Origin of the sequence: Stella humosa (genome assembly GCF_006738645.1) — a bacterium.
In the GTDB taxonomy this organism is placed as follows: domain Bacteria; phylum Pseudomonadota; class Alphaproteobacteria; order ATCC43930; family Allostellaceae; genus Allostella; species Allostella humosa.
In genome coordinates this window covers 3,880,831-3,903,727 of the sequence record NZ_AP019700.1, presented here as the reverse complement: position 1 = coordinate 3,903,727, position 22,897 = coordinate 3,880,831, and the positions used below count along the sequence as shown (strand labels likewise).

23 protein-coding genes are annotated in these 22,897 nt (G+C 70.9%); 17 read left to right on the top strand and 6 right to left on the bottom strand.

The window, feature by feature from the left end:
- Positions 1-2: 2 nt before the first annotated feature.
- Entirely contained in the window at positions 3-2,441 is a 2,439-nt protein-coding gene (locus tag STVA_RS18350) for a ligase-associated DNA damage response DEXH box helicase (RefSeq protein ID WP_123693396.1), read from the bottom strand.
- Between the two features lie 66 nt (positions 2,442-2,507).
- Here STVA_RS18350 and STVA_RS18345 point away from each other — a divergent pair, with 66 nt between their 5' ends.
- Complete coding sequence (locus STVA_RS18345; RefSeq protein WP_123693398.1) at positions 2,508-3,353, top strand: isocitrate lyase/PEP mutase family protein; 846 nt, start codon at positions 2,508-2,510, stop codon at positions 3,351-3,353.
- On the opposite strand, the gene STVA_RS18340 is transcribed toward STVA_RS18345, so the two are convergent.
- Both STVA_RS18340 and STVA_RS18335 read right to left on the bottom strand, forming a co-directional pair.
- A complete protein-coding gene (locus tag STVA_RS18340; RefSeq protein ID WP_123693400.1) occupies positions 3,350-4,783 on the bottom strand; it encodes a tetratricopeptide repeat-containing sulfotransferase family protein in 1,434 nt (477 codons plus the stop codon). The two genes, STVA_RS18345 and STVA_RS18340, sit on opposite strands and share 4 nt — an antisense overlap.
- Entirely contained in the window at positions 4,776-5,291 is a 516-nt protein-coding gene (locus STVA_RS18335; RefSeq protein ID WP_245978464.1) for an HIT domain-containing protein, read from the bottom strand. Before STVA_RS18335 ends, STVA_RS18340 begins: the two co-directional genes overlap by 8 nt.
- 45 nt (positions 5,292-5,336) lie before the next feature.
- On the opposite strand from STVA_RS18335, the gene STVA_RS18330 reads away from it, so the two are divergent.
- Both STVA_RS18330 and STVA_RS18325 read left to right on the top strand, forming a co-directional pair.
- Positions 5,337-6,371 carry a ligase-associated DNA damage response exonuclease gene (locus STVA_RS18330; RefSeq protein WP_123693402.1) on the top strand — a complete coding sequence of 345 codons (1,035 nt, stop codon included), beginning with the start codon at positions 5,337-5,339 and terminating at the stop codon, positions 6,369-6,371.
- Positions 6,368-7,957: a cisplatin damage response ATP-dependent DNA ligase gene (locus STVA_RS18325; protein WP_123693404.1), complete on the top strand. Its 1,590-nt coding sequence runs from the start codon at positions 6,368-6,370 to the stop codon at positions 7,955-7,957. Before STVA_RS18330 ends, STVA_RS18325 begins: the two co-directional genes overlap by 4 nt.
- A 10-nt stretch (positions 7,958-7,967) precedes the next feature.
- On the opposite strand, the gene STVA_RS18320 is transcribed toward STVA_RS18325, so the two are convergent.
- A complete protein-coding gene (locus STVA_RS18320) occupies positions 7,968-9,452 on the bottom strand; it encodes an amidase (protein WP_123693406.1) in 1,485 nt (494 codons plus the stop codon).
- An 81-nt stretch (positions 9,453-9,533) separates the two neighbouring features.
- Between STVA_RS18320 and STVA_RS18315 the strand changes: the two genes are divergently transcribed.
- The 9 genes from STVA_RS18315 to STVA_RS18275 all read left to right on the top strand — a co-directional run bounded on the left by STVA_RS18315 (position 9,534) and on the right by STVA_RS18275 (position 16,992).
- Positions 9,534-10,580 carry a LysR family transcriptional regulator gene (locus tag STVA_RS18315; protein ID WP_123693408.1) on the top strand — a complete coding sequence of 349 codons (1,047 nt, stop codon included), beginning with the start codon at positions 9,534-9,536 and terminating at the stop codon, positions 10,578-10,580.
- A gap of 76 nt (positions 10,581-10,656) precedes the next feature.
- Positions 10,657-11,199, top strand: coding sequence for a dTDP-4-dehydrorhamnose 3,5-epimerase (gene rfbC, locus STVA_RS18310; RefSeq protein ID WP_338092715.1), 543 nt, complete (start codon positions 10,657-10,659; stop codon positions 11,197-11,199).
- Between the two features lie 3 nt (positions 11,200-11,202).
- Positions 11,203-12,258, top strand: coding sequence for a dTDP-glucose 4,6-dehydratase (gene rfbB, locus STVA_RS18305; RefSeq protein WP_123693412.1), 1,056 nt, complete (start codon positions 11,203-11,205; stop codon positions 12,256-12,258).
- A complete protein-coding gene (rfbD, locus tag STVA_RS18300; RefSeq protein ID WP_245978466.1) occupies positions 12,255-13,160 on the top strand; it encodes a dTDP-4-dehydrorhamnose reductase in 906 nt (301 codons plus the stop codon). Before rfbB ends, rfbD begins: the two co-directional genes overlap by 4 nt.
- Positions 13,157-14,047, top strand: a complete 891-nt coding sequence (gene rfbA / locus STVA_RS18295; protein WP_123693416.1) for a glucose-1-phosphate thymidylyltransferase RfbA — start codon at positions 13,157-13,159, stop codon at positions 14,045-14,047. Before rfbD ends, rfbA begins: the two co-directional genes overlap by 4 nt.
- A 17-nt stretch (positions 14,048-14,064) precedes the next feature.
- Positions 14,065-14,937 (top strand): glycosyltransferase family 2 protein, encoded by an 873-nt coding sequence (locus STVA_RS18290; protein ID WP_123693418.1) that lies wholly within the window; start codon positions 14,065-14,067, stop codon positions 14,935-14,937.
- A complete protein-coding gene (locus STVA_RS18285; RefSeq protein ID WP_123693420.1) occupies positions 14,934-15,704 on the top strand; it encodes a glycosyltransferase family protein in 771 nt (256 codons plus the stop codon). The genes STVA_RS18290 and STVA_RS18285 overlap by 4 nt, the downstream gene beginning before the upstream one ends.
- A 48-nt stretch (positions 15,705-15,752) precedes the next feature.
- Positions 15,753-16,259, top strand: coding sequence for a winged helix-turn-helix transcriptional regulator (locus STVA_RS18280; protein WP_123693422.1), 507 nt, complete (start codon positions 15,753-15,755; stop codon positions 16,257-16,259).
- Positions 16,252-16,992 carry an SDR family NAD(P)-dependent oxidoreductase gene (locus STVA_RS18275; protein ID WP_123693424.1) on the top strand — a complete coding sequence of 247 codons (741 nt, stop codon included), beginning with the start codon at positions 16,252-16,254 and terminating at the stop codon, positions 16,990-16,992. The genes STVA_RS18280 and STVA_RS18275 overlap by 8 nt, the downstream gene beginning before the upstream one ends.
- 7 nt (positions 16,993-16,999) lie before the next feature.
- Here STVA_RS18275 and STVA_RS18270 read toward each other — a convergent pair whose 3' ends face one another.
- Positions 17,000-18,016: a hypothetical protein gene (locus tag STVA_RS18270; protein WP_123693426.1), complete on the bottom strand. Its 1,017-nt coding sequence runs from the start codon at positions 18,014-18,016 to the stop codon at positions 17,000-17,002.
- Positions 18,017-18,137: 121 nt separating this feature from the next.
- On the opposite strand from STVA_RS18270, the gene STVA_RS18265 reads away from it, so the two are divergent.
- The 4 genes from STVA_RS18265 (at position 18,138) to STVA_RS18250 (ending at position 20,874) form a co-directional block, all read left to right on the top strand.
- Positions 18,138-18,488 (top strand): GFA family protein, encoded by a 351-nt coding sequence (locus STVA_RS18265; protein WP_123693428.1) that lies wholly within the window; start codon positions 18,138-18,140, stop codon positions 18,486-18,488.
- Positions 18,489-18,504: 16 nt separating this feature from the next.
- The gene (locus STVA_RS18260; protein WP_123693918.1) at positions 18,505-19,323 is read left to right on the top strand and encodes an isocitrate lyase/PEP mutase family protein; all 819 of its coding nucleotides are present in this window, start codon (positions 18,505-18,507) and stop codon (positions 19,321-19,323) included.
- A 139-nt stretch (positions 19,324-19,462) separates the two neighbouring features.
- Entirely contained in the window at positions 19,463-19,951 is a 489-nt protein-coding gene (locus tag STVA_RS18255; protein ID WP_123693430.1) for a hypothetical protein, read from the top strand.
- A complete protein-coding gene (locus STVA_RS18250) occupies positions 19,948-20,874 on the top strand; it encodes a hypothetical protein (protein ID WP_123693432.1) in 927 nt (308 codons plus the stop codon). Before STVA_RS18255 ends, STVA_RS18250 begins: the two co-directional genes overlap by 4 nt.
- Here the strand turns inward: STVA_RS18250 and STVA_RS18245 are convergent.
- Complete coding sequence (locus tag STVA_RS18245) at positions 20,864-21,808, bottom strand: LysR substrate-binding domain-containing protein (RefSeq protein ID WP_123693434.1); 945 nt, start codon at positions 21,806-21,808, stop codon at positions 20,864-20,866. The two genes, STVA_RS18250 and STVA_RS18245, sit on opposite strands and share 11 nt — an antisense overlap.
- Before the next feature lie 114 nt (positions 21,809-21,922).
- On the opposite strand from STVA_RS18245, the gene STVA_RS18240 reads away from it, so the two are divergent.
- Positions 21,923-22,792 (top strand): pirin family protein, encoded by an 870-nt coding sequence (locus STVA_RS18240; RefSeq protein WP_123693436.1) that lies wholly within the window; start codon positions 21,923-21,925, stop codon positions 22,790-22,792.
- The last annotated feature ends 105 nt before the right edge of the window (positions 22,793-22,897 follow it).

Genomic DNA, 22,897 nt, shown 5'->3' with positions numbered 1-22,897 from the left:
TCCTACAAAGGAATGGCTGCTTGGTCCGGGCCGGTTTCCATTTCGGCCACCAGGCTGGCGGCCAGGTCCTCCAGCAGCCGGTCGCGGGCGCCCTCGACCCCTTCGCGGCCGATCTCCAGCAGCACCGGGACGGCCAGTGGCGAGATGCGCGCCAGCGGGCGGTGCAGGATGTGGCCTTGCGCGCGGGCCAGCATGTGGCCCAGTCGGCGCACGTCCGTCAGCCCCTCGGCCGCGTCGGCGCGTGTCGCCCGCAGCAGGATGTGGTCGGGCTCGTGGCGGCGCAGGACGTCATAGATCAGGTCGGCATTGAATGTGACCTGGCGGCCGGTCTTCTCCTGCCCCGGATGGCGGCGCTCGATCAGCCCGGCGATGACGGCGACGTTGCGGAAGGTGCGCTTCAGCAGCGTCGATTCCGCCATCCATTCCTCCAGGTCGTCGCCCAGCATGTCCTCGTCGAACAGGGGGGCGGGATCCAGCACCGGCGCCAGGCTCCAGGTGGCGACGACATAGTCGGTGGCGACGAAGCCCAGCGGCTTCAGCCCGGCGCGCTCCATCCGCCGGGTCAGCAGCATGCCCAGCGTCTGGTGCGCGTTACGGCCCTCGAAGCAGTAGGCGACCATGTAGTGCAGGCGCCCGCGCGGAAAGGTCTCGACCAGCAGGTCGTCCGGCCCCGGCAGCACCGAGCGCCATCGTTGCAGGTCGAGCCATTCATGCACCGGCGCTGGCAGGGCGTCCCAGCTCGCCGGGCAGGCCAGCATCGCCCGCACCCGGTCCGCCAGGTGCGTGGTCAGCGGCATGCGGCCGCCGGCATAGGCCGGGATCTTCGGCTGGTCGCCCGCCGCCCGGCTAGCGATCACCGCCATGTCGCGGATGCCCTCGAACCGCAGCAACTGGCCCGCGAACAGGAACGTGTCGCCCGGCACCAGCCCCAGTGCGAAATACTCCTCCACCTCGCCCAGCGCCCGGCCGCGGCCGATGCGCACCTTCAGCGTCGTCGCCTCGACGATGGTGCCGACATTCATGCGGTAGCGCCGGGCAATCGACGGGTGGACCAGCCCCAGGCGCCCGTCGCCCGTGGGCTCCAGCCGCCGCCACTGCTCATAGGCGCCCAGCGCGTAGCCGCCATTCTCGACGAAGCGCACGACATCGCCGAAGTCCGCCCGCGACAGGCCGGCATAGGGCTGGGTGGCGGCGACCTCGGCATAGAGGGCATCGGGATCGAAGGGGGCGGCACAAGCCGTGCCCAGGACATGCTGGGCCAGCACGTCGAGCCCGCCCGGGCGGGGCGGCTGGCCGTCCAGCGTGCCGGCGGCCACCGCGTCCAGCGCCGCGCGGCATTCCAGCACCTCGAAGCGGTTGGCCGGCACCAGGATCGCCCGGCTCGGCCGGTCGAGCCGGTGGTTGGAGCGGCCCACGCGCTGCACCAGGCGGCTGGCGCCCTTGGGCGCGCCCACCTGGATGACCAGGTCGACCGCCGCCCAGTCGATGCCGAGGTCGAGAGAGGAGGTGGCGACGACCGCGCGCAGGCGGCCGGCCGCCATCGCCGCCTCCACCCGGCGGCGCTGTTCCACCGCCAGGCTGCCGTGATGGAGGGCAATCGCCAGGTTGTCGTCGTTCAGCCGCCACAGTTCCTGGAAGACGATCTCGGCCTGGGCGCGGGTGTTGACGAAGACGATGCTGGTGCCGGCGGCCACGATCGCGCGATAGACCGCCGGCATGGCATGCACCGCCATGTGGCCGGCCCAGGGCAGGCGGTCGGGCGGGATCAGGATCGAGACGTCGGCCGCCGCGGCTGGCGTGCCGCCGCCCACCAGCCGCACCGGCGCCGCGCCCGCCCCGATCCAGGCCGCCAGCGCATCGGGATGGGCCACCGTCGCCGACAGGCCGGTGCGCCGGCTGCCGGGCGCCAGGTGCGCCAGGCGTGCCAGGCCCAGCGCCAGCAGGTCGCCGCGCTTGGTGCCGGCCAGCGCATGCACCTCGTCGACGATCACCGCGCGGAGCTGGCCGAACATCTGCGGCGCGTCGGCGTAGGACAGCATCAGGGCCAGGGATTCCGGCGTCGTCATCAGCATCTGCGGCGGCCGCCGGCGCTGGCGCGCGCGCTTGGCGGCCGGCGTGTCGCCGGTGCGTGTCTCGACCGTGACCGCCAGCCCCAGCTCGGCGATCGGCGCTGCCAGGTTGCGCTCGATGTCGACCGCCAGCGCCTTCAAGGGCGAGATGTAGAGGGTGTGCAGGCCCGTCGCCGGGGTGGCATCCAGCTCCAGCAGCGAGGGCAGGAAGCCCGCCAGCGTCTTGCCGCCGCCGGTCGGCGCGATCAGCAGGGCTGATTGGCCGGCCTCGGCCGCCGCCACCAGGGCAAGCTGGTGCGGATGGGGCGTCCAGCCGCGACGGGCGAACCACTCGGCGTACTTGGCGGGAAGGGTCTGGGGGGTGCGCTGCATCGCCGGAGGCAGGGATGTGGCGGCGGGTTGGTGTATTGTCGAGCCCCAGGCGACAGGAGGCAGAGGATGCAGGATCGCGGCAGCGGCCGGCGCGCGCGGGTGGAACGGTTCCAGGCGCTGCATGCGCGGGCCGGCGCCTTCGTCATTCCCAACCCGTGGGATGCCGGCTCGGCCCGCATCCTGACCGCGCTCGGCTTCGAGGCGCTGGCGACCACCAGCGCCGGGCTTGCCTTCGCGCTCGGCCGGCGGGACGGCGAGGGCGGCATCAGCCGCGACGAGGTGCTGGAGAACGCGCGTGCCATCGTCGATGCCACGCCATTGCCGGTCTCGGCCGACCTGGAGGGTGGCTTTGGCCCATCGCCGGCCGATTGCGCGACGACGATCCGGCTGGCGGCCGGCGTCGGCTTGGTCGGTGGCTCGATCGAGGACACGACCGCCGACCCGGGGCAGCCGATCGTCGCGTTTGGCCTTGCCGTGGAGCGGGTGCGGGCGGCCGTGGAGGCTGCGCGCGCCCTGCCGGAACCTTTCGTGGTGACGGCGCGGGCGGAGAATTTCCTGCATGCCCGGCCCGACCTGGCCGACACCATCGCCCGGTTGCAGGCGTTCGAGGCGGCCGGCGCCGACGTGCTCTATGCACCGGGGCTGCCGGACCTGTCGGCGATTCGCACCGTCTGTGCGGCGGTCGGCCGCCCGGTCAACGTCGTCATGGGCCTGTCCGGCCCCCGCTATTCCGTGGCCGAGCTGGCCGGGGCCGGGGTGAAGCGGATCAGCGTCGGCGGCGCGCTTGCCCGCGCGGCGCTGGGCGCCATGGTCCGCGCGGCCGAGGAGATGCGGGACGCCGGCACCTTCGACTGGGCGGCCGATGCCATGCCCTTCGCGGCGGTCACCCGCCTGATGGCGCCCCGGGCCTAGGGGATCGCGCTGCCGTCTCGCGCGCGTCCGCCGAGCGCGCGCATCAGGGGCGTCAGCTGCTGCTCGTAGTGGCGCCAGCGGCCGACGGCGTCGCTGTGGATTGGCCGGCGCACGGCCTCGTAGTTGGAGGTGTCGACGACGCGTGTGTTCTTCTCCACCGCCAGGCAGCGCTCGTCCCACGGCAGTTCCAGGAAGGCGATGATGCGGCGTGCCTCGACCTCCGGCCGCGCCACCAGGTTCTCGTACTGCACATCAAGGACCTGGACGTCGAGCACGGACCGCCAATGGGCCATCATGCGCTCGTAGTCGCGATAGCAGAGGCCGGCGCGGTACAGGTCCCAGGGCTCCATCGCCGGGATCTTCTGGTCCTGGTAATAGGCCGACAGGCAGACGTCGAGCGGGTTGCGCTGGGTGTGGATGATGCGCGCGCCCGGCAGCAGCCGCTGGATGACCCCCAGTCGCAGGAAATTCTGCGGCAGCTTGTCGGATATGCGGATGGCGCCGGGGGCCAGCGCCTGAAGCTCGGCGACATAGCGGTCATGGACCCGGTCGAGCGCGTCCACAGGCCAGCGGCACAGGCCCGATGGAAACCCGGTCCCGGTTGCCTCCGCAATGCTGGTGACCGCATTCAGCAGCGCGCGGCGCTCGCCGGCACCGGCGGCCTGGGGATGGCCCGAGATGATCTGTTCCACCAGCGTGGTACCGGACCGGCCCATGCCGACGATGAAGACCGGCAGGTCTGACCGGCGCCTCGCCGTGCCGGCCGCCAGCATGGCCGTGCGCGGGGTGGCCGCACTGATCGCATCGACCGTGGTGGCAAGGGCACCCTCGCGGAAGCCGGTCTCGTCATAGTGTCTGCCTACCAGCTCATTTGCGCGCTCCGCCGCGGCAAAGGATTGGTCGTAGCGTCCCGCTCGATCCAGTAGCCGTGCCTGAACGTGGCGCAGCTGTGAAGTCTCGCGCTGGCCGATCGCGCGCTCGATCAGCGCAATTGCGCGCTCGATCTCGCCAAAGCGCGGTGCCAGGGCGGCGAAGGCCATGGCCACGTCCCGGTCCGGCGGAGAGCCGTCGAGATGGGGCAGAAGGACGGCACGCGCCCGATCTCGATCGCCCCTTCGGTCCAGCAGCCGGGCAAGGCCGGCGGCCGTCGAGGCGTTGGCTGGCTCGGCCCGCGCCGCCTGGGAATAGTGCTCCAGCGCTATGTCGGCATAGCGCGTGGCATGGTCCGGGTCGTTGGAAACCAGCCGCTCGGCGGTCTTGGCATGCCGTCGCAGCAGTTCCGTGTTATGCGGAAAATCCCTGAGCGCGCGCTGCGTGACCTGGAGTGCGAGTTTGGGTTTGCGCTCCGCCAGCAGTTGGTTGCTGCGCTCGATCGCCTGATGCCAATGCGCGAACGCGCGACCGTCCGGCTGTGCATTGCCTTCAGCCATCCGACCGCGCCTCTGCGGCAAAGGCCGTGCGCAATGCGGCTACCATGTCGGCCGCGGCCGCAGGCGGGTGGCGCGTGCGCTCCACGGCCCCCCAGACGGGACGCGGCCAGGCCGGGTCGGTCGTGTGTCGGGCGATGACGTGGATGTGGAGCTGCGGCACCATGTTGCCGAGCGCCCCGACATTCAGCTTGTCCGGCCGGTGGAGCCGCGCCAGTACCCGCTCGGCCAGCGCGATCTCCTCGATCAGCACCTGCCGTTCGTCGGCGGACAGGTCGGTCAGCTCGCGCACGTCGGCCCGCATCGGCACCAGGATGAGCCACGGCCAGGCCGGCTCGTCCATCAGGAGGACGGTCGACAGGCCAAGCTGGATGACAGGAATCGTATCGCCTTCGAGGCGCGGGTCGAGCGTGAACATGGATTGGGGTTCCGTCTGGCTGGCCGCACCATAGGCGGCGGCCCAGCCGCGGCGCAACCGGCCGGCATCGGCATCTTCGGTCGGGGTTCCCAATCAACGCGCCTGTCGGCGTCCGCATCCAGTCCCCATATTCCCGTCATGGAGACCGTATCCGGCCGCCCCGGCACCCTGCGTCCCGAGGACTGGCTCATGGTCCGGCCGGAGGGGCTTTACTGTTCCCCGGGGGACTTCTTCATCGATCCGACTCGGCCGGTGCCGCGCGCCGTCGTCACCCATGGCCACGGCGACCATGCGCGCGCCGGCCACGGCCGGGTGCTGGCGACGGCGGAGACGCTGGCGATCATGGCACGACGCTATGGCGCGGATTTCGCGGCCTCGACCCAGGCGCTGGCCTATGGCGAGGGGCTGGCGGTGGGGGACGCGCGCGTCCGGCTGGCGCCGGCGGGGCACATCCTGGGGTCGGCCCAGGCGGTGCTGGAGCATGGCGGTCAGCGCATCGTCGTATCGGGCGACTACAAGCGCCGGCACGACCCGACCTGCCCGCCGTTCGAGCCGGTGCCCTGCGACGTCTTCGTCACCGAGGCCACCTTCGCCCTGCCGGTGTTCCGCCACCCCGACGACCGCCACGAGGTGGCGCGCCTGATCGACACCCACCGCCGCAATCCCGACCGCACGCTGGTGGTCGGCGTCTATGCCCTGGGCAAGTGCCAGCGGCTGCTGTGCCTGCTGCGCGAGGCCGGCTACGACCGGCCGGTGCACATCCATGGCGCGCTGGAGGGGCTGTGCGACCTCTATCGCGAGCATGGCATCGAACTGGGGCCGCTGCTGCCGGCGACGGTGGCCGACAAGCAGGCCCTGGCCGGGTCGATCGTGCTGGCCCCGCCGGGGGCCATCGCCGACCGCTGGGCCCGACGGCTGGCCGATCCGATCGTCGCCATGGCGTCGGGCTGGATGGGGGTGCGCCAGCGCGCCCGCCAGCGCGGCGTCGAGCTGCCGCTCGTAATCTCCGACCATGCCGACTGGGACGAGCTGCTGGCGACGCTCCGCGACGTCGGCGCGCCGCGCGTCTGGGTCACGCATGGGCGCGAGGAGGCGCTGGTCCATGCGGCCCGCGGCATGGGCATCGACGCCCGCGCCCTGGCGCTGGTCGGGTTCGAGGAAGACGAGTCGTGAACCGCTTCGCCGAACTGCTCGACGCGCTGGTCTTCACGCCGTCGCGCAACGGCAAGCTGCGGCTGCTGCGCGACCATTTCGCCGAGGCGGGCGACCCGGAGCGCGGCTGGGCGCTGGCGGCCCTGACCGGCGCCATCGACCTGCCGACGGCCAAGCCGGCCATGGTCCGTGCCCTGGTGGCCGAGCGCGTCGATCCCGAGCTGTTCGCGTGGTCCTACGACTTCGTGGGCGACCTGGCGGAGACTGCGGCCCTCATCTGGCCGGCGCCGCCGGTGCTGCCGGCCTTGCGCAACAGCCCGCCGCTGACCCTGGCCGCGATCGTGGCCGAGCTGTCGGCGGCGAGCCGGGCCGAGGTGCCGGCGCTGGTTGCCGGCTGGCTCGACACGCTGGATGCCACCGGCCGCTGGGCCTTGCTGAAGCTGGTGACGGGCGGGCTGCGCGTCGGCGTGTCGGAACGCCTGGCCAAGACCGCCGTCGCCGCCCTGGCGCCGCCGGGCGGCGTGACGCTGGACGATGTGGAGGAGGTGTGGCACGGCCTCGTCGCGCCCTACGAGGCCCTGTTCGCCTGGGTCGAGGGCAGGGGCGAGCGGCCCGACCCGGCGGCTGCCGCCCGCTTCCGGCCGATGATGCTGTCGCACCCGCTGGAGGACGCCGACCTGGAGGTCCTGGTCCCGGCGGAGTTCGCGGCGGAATGGAAATGGGACGGCATCCGCGTCCAGATCGCCGCCACGGCCGGGGAGAAGCGGCTCTTCTCGCGCACCGGCGAGGATGTCGGCGGCGCCTTCCCGGACATCCTGGCGGGGATCGGCTTCACCGGGGTGCTGGATGGCGAGCTGCTGGTGGTGCGGGACGAGGCGGTCGCGCCCTTCGCCGACCTGCAGCAACGGCTCAACCGCAAGGCGGTGGGCGCGAAGTTGCTGGCCAGCCATCCGGCCTGGATCCGGCTCTACGACATCCTGCTCGACGGCGACGAGGACGTGCGTGCGCTGCCGTTCGACCAGCGCCGCCGGCGGCTGGAGGACTGGTATGCGCTCCACCGCCCGGCGCGCATGGACCTGTCGCCGCTGATCCCTTTTCGCGGCTGGGACGAGCTGGTGGAAATCCGCGCCGGCGCGCGCGCGGCCGCCATCGAGGGGCTGATGCTGAAGCGCCGCGGCAGCCCCTATCTTGCCGGGCGGCCCAAGGGCCACTGGTACAAGTGGAAGCGCGATCCGCTCGCCGTCGACTGTGTGCTGATGTACGCCCAGCGCGGCCACGGCAAGCGCTCGTCCTTCTATTCGGACTACACCTTCGGGCTGTGGACGGAAGGCAACCTCGTCCCCGTCGGCAAGGCCTATTTCGGCTTCACCGACGAGGAGTTGCAGCAGCTCGACCGCTGGGTCCGCAACCACACCACCCGGCGCTACGGGCCGGTCCGCGAGGTCGAAGCGGGCCTGGTGCTGGAGATCGTCTTCGACGGCGTCCAGCGGTCGACACGGCACAAGTCCGGGTTGGCCATGCGCTTCCCCCGGGTCTCGCGCATCCGCTGGGACAAGCCCGCCGCCGAGGCCGACCGGCTGGAGGTCCTGGCGGCGATGCTGCCCTGACAGGGGCCCGCTACGCCACCGGCCAGCGGTCGGCCCAGGGCGCCATCCGCTCGAAGGCGGCGGCCAGGTCGATCAGGGCCTGCTCGCCGAACCACGGTCCCACCGCGTGGAAGCCGGCCGGCAGCCCGTCCGGCGTGAAGCCCATGGGGATGCTGATGGCCGGGTGGCCGGTGATGTTGTGCGGACTGGTGTAGCAGTACCAGTTGCCGCGCAGCGTGCCCTGCTTGCCATTGACGAAGAACGGGTCGTCGATGCCCTGGTCGAAGCGCGGCGGCGGGGCGGCCACGGTCGGCGTGACGATCAGGTCGGCCTGCTCGAACAGGGCCTGCACGCGGTGGAACACCTCGCTGCGCAGCATGGGCGCGGACTGCACCTCCTGCAGGTCCATGGTGCGACCCTCTTCCAGCGCCGACACCATCGAGGGGTCCATGCGGCCGCGGTCTTCCTGCCGGTCGAGCAGGTAGTCGAGGCGCGCGCGCTGGTAGGCGCGCATCATCACGTAGGCGGTGCGCTTGGACCAGTCGAAGGGCTCGTCGAAGACGGTGACGATGGCGCCGGCATCGCGCAGCCGGTCGAGCGATGCCGCCATCAGCCGGGCGACGTCGTGGTCGACCTCGGGATTGCCCATGGTCGGGATGTGGAGGACGCGCAGGCCGGACAGGCCGGCAACCGGGTCTGCCGCCACCCCATACTGCCGCTGCGGCCGGCCGATCGACCAGGGGTCCCGGGCGCTTTCGCCGTTCATCACCGACAGCATCAGGGCGACGTCGGCCGCGGTCCGCGCGGCGATGCCGAGATAGATGAAGTTCGAGAACAGTTCCGTCGCCTGGTCGTAGGGGATGAGGCCCAGCGTCGGCTTCAGCCCGAGGATGCCGCAAGCCGATGCCGGGATACGGGCCGAGCCCGCCCCGTCGGTGCTGACGCCGACCGGCCCCATGCCGGTCGCGACCGCGACGGCCGCCCCGCCGCTGGAGCCGCCGGGCGAGCGGGACTGGTCCCACGGGTTGACCGTCCAGCCATGGCGCGGGCTGTTGGTCAGCGCCTTGTGGCCGAACTCCGGCGTCGTCGTCTTGCCCAGCAGGATGGCGCCCGCGTCCTTCAGACGGGCAATGGCGGCATTGTCCCAGTCGGGGATGTTGCCGGCGAAGGTGTGCGAGCCGAAGGTCGTCTCCACCCCCTTGGTCAGCACCAGGTCCTTCACACCGAACGGCACCCCGTGCAGCGGCCCGGCCAGGCGGCCGGCCTGCTGCGCCCGGTCCAACTCGCCCGCGCGCGCCAGTGCCGCCTCGGCATCGACCAGCGCGAAGGCGCGCAGGTCGCCGTCGAGCGCCCGGATGCGGGCGAGCGCGGCTTCCACCGCCTGGGTCGCGGTGAGCCGGCCGGCGGCGATGGCGGCGACCAGGTCGGTCGCGGATAGGCGATGGATGTCGTGCAACTGGTTTCCCCCGGATTCGGTGGCGGCATCTGCCGGCCGCGCGCCGAAGGAGACCACCACCGTTCATTCCGTTCAAAGGCCAAATTTTGCGTATATCATTCGCAGGATGCATGAGAGTCGCCGCCCGACCGCGATCCCGCCATGGTGACGATGCGCCAGCTCGAGGCGTTCTGCGCCGTCATCGACCACCAGACGGTGACCGAGGCGGCCCGCTTCATGCGCCTGTCGCAGCCGGCCGTCAGCAAGCTGGTGGCGGGGCTGGAGCAGGATACCGGGCTCGCCCTCTTCCGTCGCGAGCGGCGCCGGCTGGTGCCGACGGAGGAGGGGATGATCCTCCATCGCCAGGCCCAGGACATCTTCGCCCGCCTGCACGACATCGGCCGGCTGTCGGAGGAACTGCGCAACTTGGCCAGCGGGCGGCTCAACGTCGTCACCATGATGGCACTGGGGCGCACCTTCCTGCCCGACGCCATGTCGTCCTTCCTGCGCGAGCGGCCGGCGGTGATGGCCAGCCTGCATATCCGCAGCTCACGCACCGTGGTGGACCAGATCGTGGCCCAGCAGGCCGATCTCGGCTTCACCATGCTGCCGGTGGAGCATCCGGCCGTGTCGGCCCGGCTGCTGTGCCGGCTGCGCGGGGTCTGCGTCCTGCCACCCGGCCACCGGCTGTGCCGCAGCAGCGCCATCGACGCCAGCGACCTGGCGGGCGAGCGCTTCGTCTCCTTCAGCATGGACAGCACGATGCGCCGGCGAGTCGACCGGGTGTTCGACGCACAGGGCGTCGCCCGCCAGCTCATGGTCGACGCCTATATCTCGACCGCCGCCTGCAGCTTCGTCGCCAACGGCATGGGGGTATCGGTGGTCGAGCCCTTCACCGCCTGGGACTTCGCCCGCCAGGGCCTGGTCGAGGTCCGCCCGTTCCGGCCGGAGGTGGTGTTCGACTTCCGCATGCTGCAACCGGCGAACAAGCCGCCGGCCCTGCTCGTCGACGCGTTCGCCACCCATGTCGAGCGGGCGTTGGCCGACCATGTCCGGCGGACGGGGGCGGAGTTCGCCACCTGCGAGCCCGATGCCGACCGACCGGCGCGCGGTCGCGGCCGCACATTGCCCGGTCCAGGCGGGGAATCCGCCGGGAAGCCGGATTCTGACGGTAAAGGCCGGCCGATGGCGCCGATACGGCGCGGCTAATGTTGCCGCTTTTCGCACCTGCATGGTAATCACCGGCCTAGCCCATATGAGAATTATCGAAACCGAGATTCCCGCCGTGAAGCTCGTGCTCCCCGACCGCCGGGGCGACGCACGCGGCTTCTTTTCCGAGGTCTTCCGGCGCGACGTCCTGGCCGCCGGCGGCATCGACGCCGAGTTCGTGCAGGACAACCATTCCTTCTCGGCGACGGTTGGAACGGTGCGCGGCCTGCACTTCCAGACCGACCCGCACGCCCAGGGCAAGCTGTTGCGCGTGACGCGCGGGGCGATCCTGGACGTGGCGGTCGACATCCGCCGGGGCTCGCCGACCTATGGCCGCCACGTCGCGGTCACGCTCAGCGCGCGCGACTGGAACCAGCTATGGATTCCGTCCGGCTTCGCGCACGGCTTCTGCACCGTCGAGCCCGACACCGAGGTTCTCTACAAGGTCACGTCCTACTATTCGCCGGCCCATGATTTCGGCCTGCGCTGGGACGATCCCGCCATCGGCATCGCCTGGCCGGTGGACGCCGAGAACGCGGTCCTGTCCGACAAGGACCGCCGCCACCCGCTGCTGGCCGACCTGCCCGCCCATTTCACCTACCCGGCCGAGGCCGCCTGACCCATGCGCATCATCGTCACCGGCGGTGCCGGCTTCATCGGTTCGGCCGTCATCCGGCTTCTCGTGGGGCAGGTGGGCTGGGAGGTGGTGAACGTCGACAAGCTGACCTATGCCGCCAACCTGGCGTCGCTGGGCGATGCCGCGAAGAGCCCGCTCTACCGCTTCGAGCGCGCCGACATCTGCGACCGGGCGGCGATGGCCCGCATCTTCGCCGAGCACAAGCCGGACGGCGTCATGCACCTGGCGGCCGAGAGCCATGTCGACCGCTCGATCGACGGGCCGGGCGCCTTCATCGAGACCAATATCGGCGGCACCTTCGCCCTGCTGCAGGAGACGCTGGGCTACTGGCGATCCTTGGATGCCGCGGGGCAGGCCCGCTTCCGGTTCCACCATGTCTCGACCGACGAGGTCTATGGCGCCCTGGGTGCTACCGGGGTCTTCACCGAGGAGACCGCCTACGCCCCCAACTCGCCCTATTCGGCCAGCAAGGCCGCGTCCGACCATCTGGTCCGCGCCTGGCACCACACCTACGGGCTGCCGGTCGTGGTCAGCAACTGCTCCAACAACTACGGCCCCTACCAGTTTCCCGAGAAGCTGATCCCGCTGATGATCATCAAGGGACTGGCGGGCGAGCGGCTGCCGGTCTACGGCCGGGGCGAGAACGTCCGCGACTGGCTGCATGTCGAGGACCATGCCCGCGCGCTCCACCGGGTGTTCGAGGCCGGCCGCATCGGCGAGAACTACAATATCGGCGGCGACTGCGAGCGCACCAACATCGCGGTCGTGCGCACCATCTGCGCGCTGCTGGACGAGATGGCTCCGGCCTCGCCCCATCGGCCGCACGAGAGCCTGATCGGCTTCGTCTCCGACCGGCCGGGCCACGACCTGCGCTACGCCATCGACGCCGCCAAGATCGAGCGCGAGCTGGGCTGGAAGCCGGTCGAGACGTTCGAGACCGGCATCCGCAAGACGGTCGAATGGTATCTGGCCAACCGCCCCTGGTGGCAGGCGATCCAGAGCGGCCAGTACCAGGGCGAGCGTCTGGGCCTGGGCGCGTGAAGCTGCTGGTCCTGGGCGCGGGCGGGCAGGTCGGGCAGGAGCTGCTGCGCGCCGGGTGGCCGATCGGCTGGCAGGTCACGGGACACCGGCGGGCCGAGACGGACCTGGCCGATGCCGCGGCGCTGAAGGCGGTGATCCTCGACAGCCGGCCCGATATCGTCGTGAATGCCGGCGCCTACACGGCCGTTGACCGGGCGGAGGGCGACCGCGACGCCTGCTTTGCGGTCAACGCGACCGCGCCCGGCGTGATCGGGACCGCGGCCGATGCGGTGGGGGCCGCGGTCATCCACTATTCGACCGACTATGTCTTCGACGGCAACGGCACGGGCGGCCGCGCGGAGGAAGACCCGGTGGCGCCGCTCGGCGTCTATGGCGCGTCCAAGGAGGCGGGCGAGCGGGCCCTGCGCGCAGCGACCGATCGCCATGTCATCCTGCGCACAAGCTGGGTGTTCGCCGCACACGGCAGCAATTTCGTGCGCACCATGTGGCGCCTGGGCGCGGAGCGGGCGGAAATGCGCGTGGTGGCCGACCAGCGCGGCTGCCCGACCTCGGCCCGGTCGATCGCCCAGGCCACGGTCCGCATCGCGCGCGCCATCGCCGAGGGCCGGGCTGCCTGGGGTACCTTCCACTTCTGTGGCGCCCCGGCCACGAGCTGGGCCGGGTTGGCGGAGGCGGTTTTCGCCGAGATGGCGCGCCGCACGGGCCGGCGACCGAACCTGGTGCCGATCACGACGGCCGAATATCCGACCCCGGCCCGCCGCCCGGCCAACTCGGTGCTGGAGACCGGGCGCATCCAGGCCGCCTATGGCATTTTGCCGCCGGACTGGCGGGCCGACTTGGCCGTTGTCCTGGACGAAGCAACCGCCGGGGCATCTCCGGCAGGCGGAGAGCGAACGGCATGAAGGGCATCATCCTGGCGGGCGGCTCGGGCACGCGCCTCTATCCGATCACCCGCGTGGTCAGCAAGCAGCTGCTGCCGGTCTACGACAAGCCGATGATCTTCTACCCGCTGACCACGCTGATGCTGGCCGGCATCCGGGAAATCCTGATCATCACCACGCCGCAGGACCAGGCCCTGTTCCAGGCCCTGCTGGGCGACGGCACGCAATGGGGCGTGCGGCTCGAATACCGCGTGCAGCCCAAGCCCGAGGGGCTGGCCCAGGCCTTCATCATCGGCCGCAGCTTCGTGGCCGGCGACCGCTCGGCGCTCGTCCTGGGGGACAACATCTATTACGGCCACGGCCTGACCCAGATGCTGCGCCGGGCGGCAGAGCAGCCGACGGGCGCCACCGTCTTCGGCTATTGGGTCAGCGACCCCGATCGCTACGGCGTCGTCGCCTTCGACGAGGCCGGCCGCGCCACCAGCATCGAGGAGAAGCCGGCCGCGCCCAAGTCGAACTGGGCGGTGACCGGCCTCTATTTCTACGACGCCGATGTCTGCGACATCGCGGCCGAGGTAAAGCCGTCGCCGCGCGGCGAGCTGGAGATCACCGACATCAACAACCGCTACCTGGAGCGCGGCGACCTGCGGGTGGAGCGGATGGGGCGCGGCTATGCCTGGCTCGACACCGGCACGCACCAGTCGCTGCTCGAGGCATCCGAATATGTCCGCACGGTCGAGGCCCGGCAGGGGTTGAAGATCGCCTGCGTCGAGGAGGTCGCCTACCGCATGGGCTTCATCGATTCCGCCCAACTGGAGCGGCTGGCGGCCGGCATGCGGGCCAACGAGTATGGCCGCTACCTGCAGCGGCTGGTGGCCGATGGCGGGCCGCCGATCGAAGGCTTCTGAGCCGCCGCGGCCCATCCATGGCGCGCCATGCGCTGGCGATCTGCGCCGTCTTCAAGAACGAGGCGCCCTACCTGGCGGAATGGATCGCCTTCCACACCCAGGCCGGCGTGGAACGCTTCTTCCTCTACGACAATGATTCGACCGACGCATGGCGGCCGGCGATCGCGGCCAGCGGCCAGGGCGCCCGGGTGACGGTGCTGACCTGCCCGGGCCCCGAGGGGCAGGTGCGGGCATATCGCGACTGCCTGCGGCGGTTCCGCGACGCCGCCGACTGGATCGCCTTCACCGACCTGGACGAGTTCCTGTTCGCCCCGGACGGCCGCCGCCTGCCGGACGTTCTGGAGGAATTCGGCCGCCACCCCGGTATCGGCGTGAACTGGATGGTGTTCGGCACGGGCGGCCATCAGGATCGGCCCGACGGGTTGGTCACGCGCAACTATATCCGGCGCGGCGCCACCGGCGTGGTCGTGCCCTACAAGGCCTATCTGCGTTCGCCCGGGCTCGACCCCCTTCGGGCCGACAGCTACCGGCCGATGAACAGCCATGTGAAGTCGATCGTGCGGCCGACCCAGGTCTTGCGCGCCATCACCCCGCACCATTTCGCTTTCGCCGACGGCGGTACCATGGTGACCGAGAACGAGGAGCCGTTTGCCGAGCCCTGGTCGCCCTCGGTCAGCCTGTCGCGCCTGCGCATCAATCACTACTGGAGCAAGTCGTCGGCCGAACTGGCGATCAAGACCGCGCGCGGACCGGCCTGGATCGGCAGTGCGCCGTCGCTGGAGTACAATCAGGCCGTCGAGCGCCGGCTGAATGCTGAGACGGACACGACCATCTTCCCGATGGCCCGCTACCTGCCGGGCTGGCAGCCGCTTTTCGTGGACCCGGCATGAGCCTGCCGCTCGCGGTCTGCGTGGTGGCCGACGGCGACGACCGGCGCCTGGGCGAGTGGCTCGATTTCCACCGCCGGGTGGGCGTCGGGCGCTTCTTCCTCTATCGGCGCGGCGGTGGGGCGGTGGCTGCGGCCGACATCGTCGATGTCCCGTGGCCGCGGCCTGCTTCGCACCGCGAGGCCGCCGCGGATAGCCTCGCCCGCAGTCGCGACGTCTCCTGGCTGGCCTTCCTGGGGCTGGAGGAATTCCTGTTCGCCACCGACGGCAGCAACCTGGCGACGTCCCTGGCCGTGTTCGCACGTCATCCGGCGGTGGGCGTGAACCGGCTGATCTATGCGCCCCCGGCGGTCGATGGACCGGTGCTGGGCCACGCCATCCACCGTGCGCCGGAGGCCTTGGTACTGGCATTGCCGGCGATGCTGCGCGCGCCCGGACTCGATCGCACCGCGCACGAGAACTATCGGCCGCTCGCCACCCGCGTCGCCTTCGTCGTCCAGCCGGCCGCGACCGAAGCCGGGCCCATGCGGGACGAGTTCCGCTTCCACGGCGGCCTGCCGGCGGTGGACGAGGCGGGGCGGGCGATCGACGGCCAGTGGTCGGCCGGCCCCAGCTTCGGGCGGTTGCGCGTGAACCACTACCTGTCCGAAACCGGGGAGAGCCTGCCGGAGCGGTTCGCGGGTCTGTCGCCGGCGCGGCGCGAGGACTTCACGCCGTTCCGGTCGGAAATAGACACCGCCATCCTGCCGATCGCGGCCGGTCTGTCCTGACCGGCGGCCTTGCTTGCGTGATGCAAGCAAGTGGGCTAGCGTCCAGGCATGCAGCGCAAGAGCTTCGCCGGCATGCAATGCCCGATCGCCCGCGGCCTCGATCGCGTCGGCGAGTGGTGGAGCATCCTCATCCTGCGCGATTGCTTCCACGGGCTGACGCGCTTCGACCAGTTCCAGAAGAGCCTGCCGATCGCCACCAACATGCTGGCCCGCCGCCTGGCCGGGCTGGTCGAGGCGGGCCTGCTGGAGCGCCGGCAATACAGCGAGCGGCCGCCGCGCGACGAGTATGTGCTGACCGACCGGGGACGAGACTTCCGGCCGGTGCTGATCGCCATGATGGCCTGGGGCAATCGCCATTTCGCCGAGGAAGGGGTCGCCAGCCATCTGGTCGACATCGAGACCGGGGTGCCGGCCGATCCGGTGATGGTCGACCGCGCCAGCGGCAAGCCCGTCGACAGCCGGCATTTCAAATTCGCCGCCGGGCCGGCGGCGGGCGAGGGCGTGTTGCGGCGGCTGGCCTACGCCGAGCGGATGCGGGAGAAGCGCGATGGATAAGCCGGTTGCCGTGGTGGTGGGCGTCGGGGCCGAGCGGGGCCTGGGGGCGGCGGTGTGCCGGCGGTTTGCCGCGGGCGGCCACCACGTCCTGGTCGCCGGCCGGACGCAGGCGAAGATCGCCCAGGTCGTGCGCACGATCGAGGCCGCGGGCGGGACCGCCGAGGCGATCGTGACCGATGCCACGCGTGAGGCCGACGTGGTCGCCCTCTTCGACCGGGCGGCGGCACCGGGGACCGGCCTGGCGCCGGTCGATGCAGTGATCTCCAACGCCGGCAACAACCGCCACATCCCCTTCCTGGAGGTCGAAGCCGGGCTGTTCGAGGATTTCTGGCGGGTTGGCTGCTTCTCGGGTTTCCTGGTCGGGCGCGAGGCCGCCCGCCGCATGGTGCCGCTCGGCCGCGGCACGGTCATCTTCACCGGTGCGTCGGCCAGCCTGCGCGGCAAGGCCGGCTTTGCCCAGTTCTCGGCCGCCAAGGCGGGGTTGCGCATGATCGCGCAGAGCATGGCGCGGGAATTCGGGCCGGCCGGCATCCATGTCGCCCATGTCGTGGTCGATGGCGGCATCGAGGGCGACCGGCTGCTGAGCCGCAACCCTGGCCGGGCCGAACAGGCCGGCCCGGACGGCCTGTTGGGAATCGAACCGATCGCCGAGACCTACTGGCAGATCCACTGCCAGCCCCGCTCGGCCTGGACGCAGGAGGTCGACCTGCGCCCCTACAAGGAAACCTTCTGACCCACGATCAGGGCAGGGCGGCGAAGCCCGCGCGATATTTCGCGCCGACCGCCTCCACCGTCCGGCGGCGCCCGGGCGGGCCGGACAGCGAGATCTCGACATGGCCGCCGCTGCGCCGCGCCAGGATGTAGACCTCCTCGTAGGCACCCCGGCACGAGACGAACATGCCGATCGCCTGCTTGCCTGGGACGGTGGGCAGGTCGCCCGCCTCGAAGCTGGCATCGTTGCAGGCCGTCCGCATGTTCGCCTTGCGCGGGGCGGCCATGCGGTCCAGCGTCTGGCCCGCGATGACCGGATAGAAATGGGCGTGCGCCAGCACGTTGGCCGCGCCATCCGGCCCGGCCACGCCCACATGGCCCCAGACGGCGAGCGCATTCTGGAAGGCGGGTGGCCGATCCTTGTCGGCCAGCACGACATAGGGGCCGGCCGCCGCCTTCTCGGCGGCGACGATGCCGGTCGCGAGAACCTCCGCCTTGTCGGCGTTCGTCGTCTCGTCGGGCTTGGCGGGTGGCACCGTCATCCGTGCCCGTTCCGCCAGGACGCACTCGTAGAGCCTGGGCATCACCGCGGCGAGCCCGGTGACATCGACCGACGTATTCAGGCCGGGCGCGACGAAACCGAACTTCCTGGCGTTGCGGACGAAGTCGTAGCCATCCGGAAACGGCGGCGGCACGAACTGCACCATCGTTGCCGACAGGGCCAGCATCGGCGTCGGCCGGTCGGGGTTCTGGTCGAACTTGGTGGCGGCGGTCGAGCGCTGGCGCGGGGTAGCCGTGATCCGCGGGTCGGCGACGATGATGGCCGGCTCGAAATTGGCGCCCAGCAGGACCGTCAACTCGGTGCCGCCCTGGAACTTCAACGACACCCCGCAGTTGCGGAATTCCTTCGTCGCGTCGTCGGCCCAGGCGCCGCCCTGCCAGTTGCCGACCTGGAGGCGGGACGTGTAGGCCGCCTCGGCCAGTGTCGGCGACAATGCGCCGACGGCGATCGCACCCAGGACCCATCGCTTGTGGATTCGCGTCATGTCGGCCCCCCGATTCCGCTAAGCGAGCTTAGGGGCAGGTGATGCTCGCCGGCAATGATGGTGATGTTCCCCGTCCGTTCCGGTCGTGCTAGCCTCCGATTCCCCGACCGGAGGATCCTCCATGGCCATGCGCGGAAGCTGCCAATGCGGTGCCGTCGCCTACTCGCTCGATGACCGGCCGACTCAGGCGATCGAATGCAACTGCTCGATCTGCCGGCGCAAGGCGCACCTGCTGGCCTTCGTCTCGCCGGACAAGTTCACGCTGGAGACGCCGCGCTCGGCCCTGTCGGTCTATACGTTCGGCCGGCATGTGATCCGCCACCAGTTCTGCAGCACCTGCGGCTGCGCGCCGTTCGCCGAGGGCGTCGGGCCGGACGGCAAGGCGATGGTGGCAGTCAACCTGCGCTGCGCGGAGGATTTCGACCTTTCGACGGTCAAGGTCCTGCCGTACGACGGCGCCAGCAAGCTGTGATCGAGAAGGGATGACCATGCGCGACCGCGAAGCCCAGGCCCGTGCCTTCCATGCCCTCCATGGCGAGGGGCAGTTCCTCATCCTGGCCAACGCCTGGGATTCGGGCAGCGCCCGCCTGATCGAGAGCCTGGGGGCGACAGCCATCGCCACCACCAGCTCGGGCGTATCCTGGGCCCGTGGCTATGCCGATGGCCATGCCCTGCCGATCCCGACCATGCTGGCGACCATCGCCGACATCGCTCGCGTCATCCAGGTGCCGCTGACGACCGATATCGAGGGCGGCTTCTCGGACGACCCGACGGCGGTCGGCAAGCTGGTGGGCGAGGTGATCGCGGCCGGCGCGGTCGGCGTCAACCTGGAGGACGGCAGCACCGCGCCGGAGGCCTTCGCGGCCAAGATCCGCGCCGCCAAGGAAGCGGGTGCGAATGCCGGCGTCGACATCTTCGTCAACGCCCGCACCGACGTCTTCCTGCGCGGCCTGGCGCCGGAGGGCCAGCGGGTGGAGGAGGTGCTGCGCCGGGCCGCCCTCTACAAGGCCGCGGGTGCCGACGGGCTGTTCGTGCCGGGCGCCAAGGTGGACGCCGACGTGGCGGCGATCGCCGCCGGCTGCGGCCTGCCGCTCAACATCATGTCCCAGCCGGGTGTGCCGCCGGCAGCCCGCCTGCGCGAACTGGGCGCCCGGCGCCTCAGCGCCGGCGGGGCCATCGCGCAGTCGGTTCTGACGGCGGCCGCCGACCTCGCCCGGGCGTTCCTGGCCGATGGCGATTCCGATGCCGTCACCCGCCGCGCCATGCCTTATGTCGAGTTGCAGAAGCTGAACGCGCCGCGGGGATAGGACAAGCCGCCCGGGTCGTGGCATCATCGGCGCTTCCGTTGCCACGGGTGCGCCGATGCGGGGACCCAAGCCGGCACCGCGACCAACGCCGCCTTCGCCCCGCCCGTCATCGGCGAGCGGCTCGCGCTGGCGGGCGCGGTTGCCGAACCTGGTGATGCTGGCGGCGCTGGCGGCGGCCGCCATCGTCGTCTTCCTGTTGTCCGACCGCATGCTGCCCGATCCGCTGGGCGGCCCGGTCATCGGCACCCCGTCCTTCGAGAAGGGGGCCTATGGCCAGACCATCGGCCAGATGCTGACCAGCTTCGTCGACACCCACATCAACATTTGCATCGCGCTATTCCTGGTGGTCGGCTTCGCGCTGAACGCCGACCGCGAGGACCGCCACGCCTCGGCCGCCGCCAAGGCGGTGCCGGCGGCGGCCTTCCTGGTGTCGGCGGTGCTGTCGGTCTTTTTCGGCGGCAAGGCCAAGCTGGCGCTGATGGTCCAGCTCCAGTTCGACCGCATCAGCATCGAGCTGATCGAGCCGTCGCTGAACTGGCAGTCGGGCATGCTGCTGGCGGCGGTCATCTCGGCTTTCTCGCTGGCCTACCTGGCGCTGCGGCCGGTCGCGGGGAGGGCCGGGTCATGATCGGCCTCATCGGACTGCGGACGATGGCCCAGGCGCTGCTGGGGCTGCTGGCCGTGTCGGCCTCGGCGCTGGCGGATGAGGGCACGGTTTGGCTCCGGATCGCTTTCACGGCGACCGAACCGGCCCTGGCGGCCGAGGCGGTCGACCTGCGCGAGGGCCGGCGGCTCGGTCCGATAGCGACGGGGGCGGGCGATCGGGGCTATCCGCTGCCCGGCTTCGTGCCTGCCCGCCAGTGGCAGCTCGACAAGGGGCTGACCTTGCGGCCCAGCCGCGTGGCCGGCGGGCGGCTGCTGCTCCGGGCCGGGACCGACGGGCAGTTCCAGCTCCTCGATGCCGATGACAAACTGCTGGCCGTGCTGCCGGCTCGGCGCGAAGGTCCAGTTGCTGGGCTCGACCTGCCGTTGGAGATGATCCGGCCGATCCTGCCGGCCAACCCCGCCGGCGGGCCGGCCGAAGTGGCGCTGGTTCGCGGCGATGCGCTGAACCGCCCGTTCCGCACGGCTTCGACCCACGGCGACCTCAACGCGGCGCTGCGTTCCTACCGTGACCGCAACCGGGCCGCGCGGGCGGCGCCGCTGAACGCCCGGACGTTCCAGTATCTGCCAGATGGGCGCCTGGCGGCCGACACCGAGCGCCCGGCGGCGGCGCAGGCGGTGCCGGTCAATCTCGGCACCAACCTGCAGGCACGCTGGCTCTTCTCCAGCCGGCCGGCCGGCGCCATCGCCCGCTTCGAGGGGCTCGCCGAGCCGGTGGTGACCGAGGTCGGTATCCGCAACCTGCCGGCGGCCGCGGTGCGCTCGATGGTCATGCGCAAGGATGGCTTCCGCGAATGCCGCTACCCCGACGCCTATACCGAAGTCGTGGTGCGGGGCGGGCTGGAATGGAACAGCGTCGTCTGCTCGCTGACGCCGGTCACGGAGTAGGGACGGGGGCGGTCTGCCGGGCCGGCATATCGCCCAGGGCCTGGCGTTGAAACACACACTCGCGGGCGAGGAAATCGAGCAGCGCGCGGACAGATGGCAGCAGGCCCCGCCGCGACGGGAAGACCGCGTGGACGATACCGCTACGCGGCCGCCAGTCGGGCAGCACATGGACAAGCCGACCTGCCCCGATGTCGTGCCAGATCATCATGGTCGGCAACTGGACGACGCCGATGCCCGCCAGTGCGGCGTCGCGCAGCGCCGACATGTCGTCGGTCACCAGACGAGGGCGATGGGGGATCAGCGCGCTCCGCCCGTCGCGGTGACCCAGTTGCCATTGATGGTTGCGATGCGGAGGGCCGAGATCGAGGCTGGGCAAACCGCCAAGGTCGGCCGGGGACGCGAGGGACTTCGCAACCAGATCGGGGCTGGCGACCAGGCATTGGGTGCTCTCGTCGAGCCGGCGCATGACAAGGTCTGTGGGCTCCATCGGCGGGAAGCGCACCCGGATGGCGATGTCGAACCCTTCGGCGATCACATCCACGCGCCGGTTGGTGCTTTCCAGATGCACCTCGACGGCTGGGTTCTCGACCATGAACCGGGCGATCAGCGCCCCGAACTGGAAATTGAGCAGCGCCACCGGGCAGCTGATCCGCACGACGCCGCGGGGCTCCGTCCGCACCTGCGCGATCACCCGTTCGGCGGCTTCCGCCTCCACCAGCATCGCCATGCAGCGGTCGTGGAATTCACGACCGATCTCGGTGACGGAGAAGCGGCGCGAGGATCGGTTGAGCAGGCGCACGCCCAATCGCTCTTCCAGCAACTGAATGCGGCGACTGAGCTTCGACTTCTGGATGCCGAGCGCCCGCCCCGCCGGCGCGAAGCCGCCATGATCGACCACCGCTGCGAAGTAATAGAGGTCGTTTAGGTCCTGCATCGTCCCATGAATAGGACGCAGCGGCCGGCTCTACAATCTTCCGACCGCATCGTAGCGGCACCATCTTCTTGGCAATGGCGACCTTCCCATCGGAGGTCGCGTCGGAGATCAGCCATGACCAAGACGATCCTCGGCCGCTACGGCAACAATCGCGGCCACTGGGTGGGCGACGGCTTCCCCGTCCGCTCGCTCTTTTCCTACAGTTCGCTGGGCGCACACATCAGCCCGTTCCTGCTGCTCGACTATGCAGGTCCGCATTATTTCGAGCCGACCCGGGACCGGCGCGGCGTCGGCCAGCACCCGCATCGTGGCTTCGAGACTGTCACCATCGTCTATGACGGCGAGGTCGAGCATCGCGATTCCGCCGGCAACGGCGGCGTGATCGGGCCGGGTGACGTGCAGTGGATGACAGCCGCGGGCGGCATCATCCACGAGGAGTATCACTCCGCGGGCTTTGCCAGGACCGGCGGGCCGTTCCGCATGATCCAGCTCTGGGTCAACCTGCCGGCCAAGGACAAGATGGCGCCGGGCGGCTACCAGGGCATCCGCGACGCCGAGATTCCCAGGGTCGACCTCCCCGAGGGGGCCGGCGTGGCCCGCATCATTGCCGGCGAGCTGGCCGGCGTGAAAGGCCCTGCGCGCACGTTCACGCCGATCAACGTCTGGGACGTGGCGTTGGTGCGCGACGCCGATGTGGCGCTGGACCTGCCCGAAGGCCATACGGCGATGCTGGTCGTCCTGACCGGCCATGTCACCGTGAACGGCGAGCACGGCGCGGGCGAGGCGGAGATGATCCTGCTCGGCCGGGATGGCTGCGGCGCCTCGGTCCATGCCGATGGCGATGCGAAGCTGCTGGTCCTGACCGGCGAGCCGATCGACGAGCCGATCGTCGGCCACGGCCCCTTCGTGATGAACAGCCAGGCGGAGATTCGCCAGGCCATCGACGACTACAACAGCGGCCGGTTCGCGAGGATCGCCGCATAGCCCACGGGCCCGGCGCAGCCACGCGCCGGGCCCGTCTTCCTTGGGACGGGAAGCCGGGCCGCCGTGCCGGCCACGGCTTCCGTCCGGGGCAGCCGACCCCCATAT

Excerpts from the sequence above, each read along its gene's own strand:
- STVA_RS18350 (WP_123693396.1), bottom strand. The coding sequence starts at position 2,441 with ATGCAGCGCACCCCCCAGACCCTTCCCGCCAAGTACGCCGAGTGGTTC.
- STVA_RS18345 (WP_123693398.1), top strand. The coding sequence starts at position 2,508 with ATGCAGGATCGCGGCAGCGGCCGGCGCGCGCGGGTGGAACGGTTCCAG.
- STVA_RS18340 (WP_123693400.1), bottom strand. The coding sequence starts at position 4,783 with ATGGCTGAAGGCAATGCACAGCCGGACGGTCGCGCGTTCGCGCATTGG.
- STVA_RS18330 (WP_123693402.1), top strand. The coding sequence starts at position 5,337 with ATGGAGACCGTATCCGGCCGCCCCGGCACCCTGCGTCCCGAGGACTGG.
- STVA_RS18315 (WP_123693408.1), top strand. The coding sequence starts at position 9,534 with ATGGTGACGATGCGCCAGCTCGAGGCGTTCTGCGCCGTCATCGACCAC.
- rfbB (WP_123693412.1), top strand. The coding sequence starts at position 11,203 with ATGCGCATCATCGTCACCGGCGGTGCCGGCTTCATCGGTTCGGCCGTC.
- rfbA (WP_123693416.1), top strand. The coding sequence starts at position 13,157 with ATGAAGGGCATCATCCTGGCGGGCGGCTCGGGCACGCGCCTCTATCCG.
- STVA_RS18290 (WP_123693418.1), top strand. The coding sequence starts at position 14,065 with ATGGCGCGCCATGCGCTGGCGATCTGCGCCGTCTTCAAGAACGAGGCG.
- STVA_RS18285 (WP_123693420.1), top strand. The coding sequence starts at position 14,934 with ATGAGCCTGCCGCTCGCGGTCTGCGTGGTGGCCGACGGCGACGACCGG.
- STVA_RS18280 (WP_123693422.1), top strand. The coding sequence starts at position 15,753 with ATGCAGCGCAAGAGCTTCGCCGGCATGCAATGCCCGATCGCCCGCGGC.
- STVA_RS18275 (WP_123693424.1), top strand. The coding sequence starts at position 16,252 with ATGGATAAGCCGGTTGCCGTGGTGGTGGGCGTCGGGGCCGAGCGGGGC.
- STVA_RS18270 (WP_123693426.1), bottom strand. The coding sequence starts at position 18,016 with ATGACGCGAATCCACAAGCGATGGGTCCTGGGTGCGATCGCCGTCGGC.
- STVA_RS18265 (WP_123693428.1), top strand. The coding sequence starts at position 18,138 with ATGGCCATGCGCGGAAGCTGCCAATGCGGTGCCGTCGCCTACTCGCTC.
- STVA_RS18260 (WP_123693918.1), top strand. The coding sequence starts at position 18,505 with ATGCGCGACCGCGAAGCCCAGGCCCGTGCCTTCCATGCCCTCCATGGC.
- STVA_RS18250 (WP_123693432.1), top strand. The coding sequence starts at position 19,948 with ATGATCGGCCTCATCGGACTGCGGACGATGGCCCAGGCGCTGCTGGGG.
- STVA_RS18245 (WP_123693434.1), bottom strand. The coding sequence starts at position 21,808 with ATGCAGGACCTAAACGACCTCTATTACTTCGCAGCGGTGGTCGATCAT.
- STVA_RS18240 (WP_123693436.1), top strand. The coding sequence starts at position 21,923 with ATGACCAAGACGATCCTCGGCCGCTACGGCAACAATCGCGGCCACTGG.